This window comes from Agrobacterium sp. CFBP 3001 (assembly GCF_027871605.1).
Lineage (GTDB): Bacteria > Pseudomonadota > Alphaproteobacteria > Rhizobiales > Rhizobiaceae > Agrobacterium > Agrobacterium leguminum.
The window spans coordinates 1-5,193 of sequence record NZ_JAQAHD010000046.1; the positions used below are offsets into that span (position 1 = coordinate 1).

Genomic DNA, 5,193 nt, shown 5'->3' on the forward strand with positions numbered 1-5,193 from the left:
CATTCCGCGCATCGGCATGGAGGTGATGGTCGCCTTTGTCGATGGCGACCCGGATAAGCCGCTGGTCATCGGCGTGGTCAACAATCCGGCCAATTCCGTGCCTTACGACCTGCCGGCCAACAAGACGCGCATGGTGCTGCGCTCCAACAGCCACAAGGGCGACGGTTTCAACGAAATCACTTTCGAGGATGAGGCCGGCAAGGAGAACCAGTTCTTCCACGCCCAGAAGGACCAGACGACGCGGGTTCTGAATGACCGGACCAAGCGCATCGATCGGCATGAGGTCGCCTCGGTCGGCGGCAACCGCGCGGTGGAAGTTTCCGGCAACCAGAAACACGAGATCGGCGGCTCGGTAAACACCGTCGTCGGCGGCACGGGGCCGATGGCGATGATGGCGATGGCGGGTGTGCAGGCGCTCTCCGGGCAGACGGCGGGGTTGCTTTCGCAGGCCGCCCAGATCGCCGGCGGCGGTGGCCCGGGTGTCGCGGCCTTCGCCACCACGCTCGCCTCATCCGCACTCGGCTTCCTCGGCGCAGGCGGTCTTTCCTCGCGTGAGGGGGTCGTTTCCGGCCCGAGCCCGCGCGCGGATGCGGGTACGGCGCTAGCCGGCTCCGGCTCGGGCGTCGGTTCCGATGCTTCGGGATTGTTTCCGCTGCCGGGCATCATGAACACGATCGTCAGCACGTTCAAATCCGATAGCGTCGGTGTGGCGCGGGCTGAACAGATCGGGGTCAGCAAGGTTACGAATGTAGGCCAGACGTCGCTGGAGAGCGTCGGAAAGTTCAAGAAGATTGCAGTCGGTGAAGAGTTCGTCATCGAATGCGGCGATTCCAAATTCATCATGAAGGCGAATGGCGAGGTCATCATTCTTGGCAAGACCTTCAATTTCGTGGCGACGGATCATTTTCAGCTTCGCGGCAAGCCGATCGATCTGAACTGACGGAGGCCGGGTCTTGGAACTTCAGAACCGCCTGCCGTTTCCCGCCATGGCTTTCCGTCAGTTCGATGCCGAAGGAGGGCTCGATTGTATCGTCTCCGTGCGTGCAACATTCACGCATGCTCAGGGCGGTTCGCTGGATGTCGCAGCCGAGCAGGAAAGTTTCCAGTGGGAGGATGCCTATGAGGGCGATCCGCACCAGACCGTCCTCCTGCGCCAAAGCGACCTTACCCCGGACAAGCCCGGCACGGATATAACCTTTCTCGGGAATGCGTGGTCTGCGAGTGGCGAGCCGGAGAAATCCTGGCGTGCCTCCATCCGCGTTGGTGGAATTTTCAAGGAAATCGAGGTTTTCGGCAAACGCTTCTGGCAACCTGTCGTTAAGGAGAAATGGGCAGGTTTTACCGCCAGGGAAGCCAAACGTGTGGTAGCGGATTGGAAACTGAGCGATCCTGAACCGGCTAGAAGCGTGGCCATATGCTGGCGCAACGCTTATGGCGGCGCGATCCCTGGCACAGGTGACGCGGGGACGGAAACACCGATTGACGTGGAGCGCCGAAATCCGCTTGGGTGCGGCATCGTCAATCTTGAGATGCCTGCCGACGCCGGGCCTGTTCCAGCTCCGCAGATCGCTGCCGTTGGTGAGCATTCCGATTGGCGGAGCACGCCGGAACCGCAGGGATTTGGACTCGTTTCGCCTTGGTGGCAGTTCCGTCAGCAATATTCCGGAACTTATGACGACGGTTGGCGGAAGGAGAGGCACCCCCTCTTGCCGCGTGATTTTGATCCACGCTTCTGGCAGGCGGCCCATCCTGATCTCATCGCGACGCCTCACCTCAAGGGTGACGAGAACTACGAGCTCGTTAATCTGAGTTCTGAGCATCCGGTCGCGAAAGGCTCGTTGCCTGGCCTTACCCTCGGTGTCCATTGCTCTCGCGAAGATCGTGATGAATGGCATGTGCTGAAGCTCGATGGCGTGCAATTCGACTGGCGCAATGACGGGCGGGTGCTTCTGACCTGGCGCATCAGGTTTCCTCTTCCCGATGCCGGTGAAACAAAACTTACCCTGACGCGCGTTCGTCTGAAGTCTCCTGAAACCGAAGCGGCTTTAACCGAGAGGGAGACAGCATGAGCATCCCCCGCGACAATTATATCGGAGAGCCCCAATATCCCGGCACATGGACCACGGGGACACCGCGTGAGGGACTGCGTGACATCGATGAGGCGCGTATCGTCTCTTTGGCGCCTGATGTATGCCTGACACCGGTTGGCTCGTCGGTAGTGCCTATTCCCTATCCGGTCGTGGATTTTTGCGGCCATGATAAAAACTATACGCCGTCTGTTCGGTTCACCGGCAAAAAGGCAATGGTGATGCGTTCGTGCACGACACATGTGCACGGCGATGCGCCCGGCAGCCGCAAGGGGGTAAAATCCGGTACGGTGGAAAGCATCTGCGAACCCATCGGGCACGCCGATCAGGTGCGTGCTGAAGGCTCGCATGTCATTCGCCACCTTGATCGTTTTTATATGAACAACAGGAATACCCAGGGTGAGGCGATCTTCGTCCGCAGCACGCAGACCTATGACCCTCCCAAGGACGATGATCCGGTGCGGGGGTCGCTTCGTGCAATTGAAGTCGCCGATGCTTCAGAAAAGCAAAATCGTTCATCTGATGCCGTGCCTTCTGGCGGCGCTGCTCTGGGCTTTCTCGTCACGCCAGGATTTGCTCCACTCGTTCAAGGTGCGGGTGGAGCTGCGGCTGGAGGAGCAAGTACCGCTGCCGCCGGTGCGGCAACTTCTGGCGCTGGGGGGGCTGCCGCGGCAGGAGGCGTCAGTTTGGGAACGATATTGGCGGGGATCGGAATATTCGCCGCCGGTGTGCTTATTCCGACCAACAAGATGAACTTTTCCGATACCGTTCCACAAGACGATTTTGAACAGAAATTGCTTTTAGATGCGCAACGCAGAATCAACGAACTTCCATTCTGGGACAGCGGTACTGATATCCGGAATGAGACGTTTGCAAAAATTCAGGAACACAGAAATAAACCGACGCAGGACCCGGAGCCCAAACCTGTTCCTGTGCCGCCACCTGGATCAAATGTTCGTATTGATGAGGATGAAAATCGTAGATGTCGTTTATTGATAATCTGCTTTATGCCCACAAAAAGTACGATCGATCTCGATGAGTTCAAGCGACAAATGGAATTGCAGGAACAAGGGCTCAACAATATGAGTCCGCAGCAGATGTTGGCCAATCAAGCAAAGTATTTAGCGAATCCGGCGGGCATGCGGGCTTTGTCAGAGCCGCTCCAGGCGAAAGCGCGCCAAGAATATAGGAATGACCCGCGCATCCAGAAAATGTACGTTGATAAATACGGTCCAGTTCAGGGTCCGATAAAATTGGGGCAATATCTGGATTCCGCGGCCGCATTGCATAATCCAGACATGATCGCGGGTGGAAGATATAATTCTGTAGTCGATCAGGCGTTGCCAATTGAAAACCGGATAGGTGGCCTTTCCGAGAATAGCTCTATGGGAAGCCAATGGATCAATCCGAATCGAAACGGAAATACTCGCGCTAGCCGATTGACGGAACATGCGAAGAGACAAGCGGCGAACAACTGTCCAAGTGTGCAAGTTGATCTTCGACTTTGCCCAAGTAACCCCAGTCGTCCCGGTGAGCCATTAACAGGAACATAAAAATGGTAGAAAAGCCGAACTATAACGTGTTTGAAACTAAATGGATTGACGAGCTCCTGAATGCATACGAGATCGACCATATAGTTAAGCCTGACGCGCGATTAATAGAGCGCTATAAGGATCGTTTGCCTGAAATCTTGGTGAAATTCTGGATCGAAAAAGGTTGGTGTAGTTGGTCAAGGGGCCAATATTGGATATGCGATCCCTCTATATTTCAGCCCGTCATCGACTATGTGTTTCTCGGTGATCCTGAGCTTGATCCAACGCGCATGATTGCCTTTGGATATAATGCGTTCGGTAATGTCGATATTTGGTATGGCGATGCGACGATACGGTTGAACCTGCCGAATGGCATGGTCCGCGTGGAGCCCCGCGGATATGACGAAGACCAAAATCGCCAATGGACCGATGAAGTAATGATCGGTCTTAAACTGTCATTCAACGTCTCTCCATATGTTGCGCCATGGGAAGACGAAAAATACCAGAACATGATGCCACAAGCTCTAAAAGCACTTGGAGAGCTCGAACCAGGGGAAGTTTATGGCTTTGTGCCAGCTCTTAGCGTAGGCGGACGAAATACTGTGAAAAATCTGCAAAAAGTAAAACTTAAGGAACACTTACTCTTACTGGCTTCCTTCGATACTCCGACTCTATATGACTACGCTCCACCGTCTGAAGGCGGAAGCAGCATGGGTGAGGTCACCCCACTTCGAAAGATAGGCGCGAAACGCTGAGAGCGTGGTGTACCTTAAACGCGAAGGAATCATAAAGTGACAGACAAGTCGGGAGCGTGGGAAGTTTTACTGGGAGAAGGCATCGGTCCGCTGAGGCTTGGTACATCTAAAGAAGTGATTTCGAAAATTGAGGGCTTTGCTGAACCCGAACTCGTGCAGGATGAGTCAGCGGCAGTTTCGGACTTCGAGAAACTGCTAAACTCGATGGGGCCTGAGATGGGTCTCGATCCTGAGGAATTTAAAGAGATGATTGCGGCGATGCAGGCTGAAGCTGCGGCAGAGGTTCGGTGGGTTCCCAAAACCAAAAGCCTGCCAGTTGTTTTTTTTCACGGAGATATCCTTATTCGTATCGTTTTGTCGGCCGAGTGCCGTCCAAAACTTGAAGGGCGAAATATTTTTGAGATACCTGCCAAAGAATTTTATGAACTGGTGATTGCCAGATCGCAATCCGTCTTCAGGAAACGTAATGAAATAGTCGCGCCCGACATCTCCATGCGCTTCACAGTTCCCAAGAAGTCCGATTTCGAGGACGGAAGACCTATCGAACTGCTCGTTTTAGAGAAAAATAGGACGGATGAGTTGATCGCTGACGGATATAAGCAATTGCCGATCTGAGGCACGAACTCTCCAGTCTCTTGGTCTTTGGACATCTAAAGGGCGGGCTGTTGGAACGAAACTTCGAGGGCTTGAGGCAGTAAGCGATGGGTCTAGAGCACGTCCACTGAACTCGGAATCGGATTGAGGATTCCGTTACGGTCCGATTTCTGATTCCATGATCCGACTGGTGATTTGGTCGGAGGCAATATGACCCGCGCTTTC

General features: G+C 54.6%; 5 protein-coding genes. All 5 read left to right on the top strand.

The window, feature by feature from the left end; all coding sequences use genetic code 11:
• A partial coding sequence (locus tag PH605_RS25115; protein ID WP_425292612.1) for a bacteriophage T4 gp5 trimerisation domain-containing protein occupies nucleotides 1–940 on the top strand: 940 nt, incomplete at its 5' end.
• A 13-nt stretch (nucleotides 941–953) separates the two neighbouring features.
• On the top strand, nucleotides 954–2,069 hold the full coding sequence (locus tag PH605_RS25120) for a DUF2169 family type VI secretion system accessory protein (protein ID WP_142846680.1): 1,116 nt from the start codon (nucleotides 954–956) through the stop codon (nucleotides 2,067–2,069).
• Nucleotides 2,066–3,640 carry a polymorphic toxin type 15 domain-containing protein gene (locus PH605_RS25125; RefSeq protein WP_142846682.1) on the top strand — a complete coding sequence of 525 codons (1,575 nt, stop codon included), beginning with the start codon at nucleotides 2,066–2,068 and terminating at the stop codon, nucleotides 3,638–3,640. Before PH605_RS25120 ends, PH605_RS25125 begins: the two co-directional genes overlap by 4 nt.
• A gap of 2 nt (nucleotides 3,641–3,642) precedes the next feature.
• Nucleotides 3,643–4,374: a GAD-like domain-containing protein gene (locus PH605_RS25130; RefSeq protein ID WP_142846684.1), complete on the top strand. Its 732-nt coding sequence runs from the start codon at nucleotides 3,643–3,645 to the stop codon at nucleotides 4,372–4,374.
• 36 nt (nucleotides 4,375–4,410) lie between these two features.
• Entirely contained in the window at nucleotides 4,411–4,989 is a 579-nt protein-coding gene (locus tag PH605_RS25135; RefSeq protein ID WP_078053762.1) for a hypothetical protein, read from the top strand.
• Nucleotides 4,990–5,193: the final 204 nt, after the last annotated feature.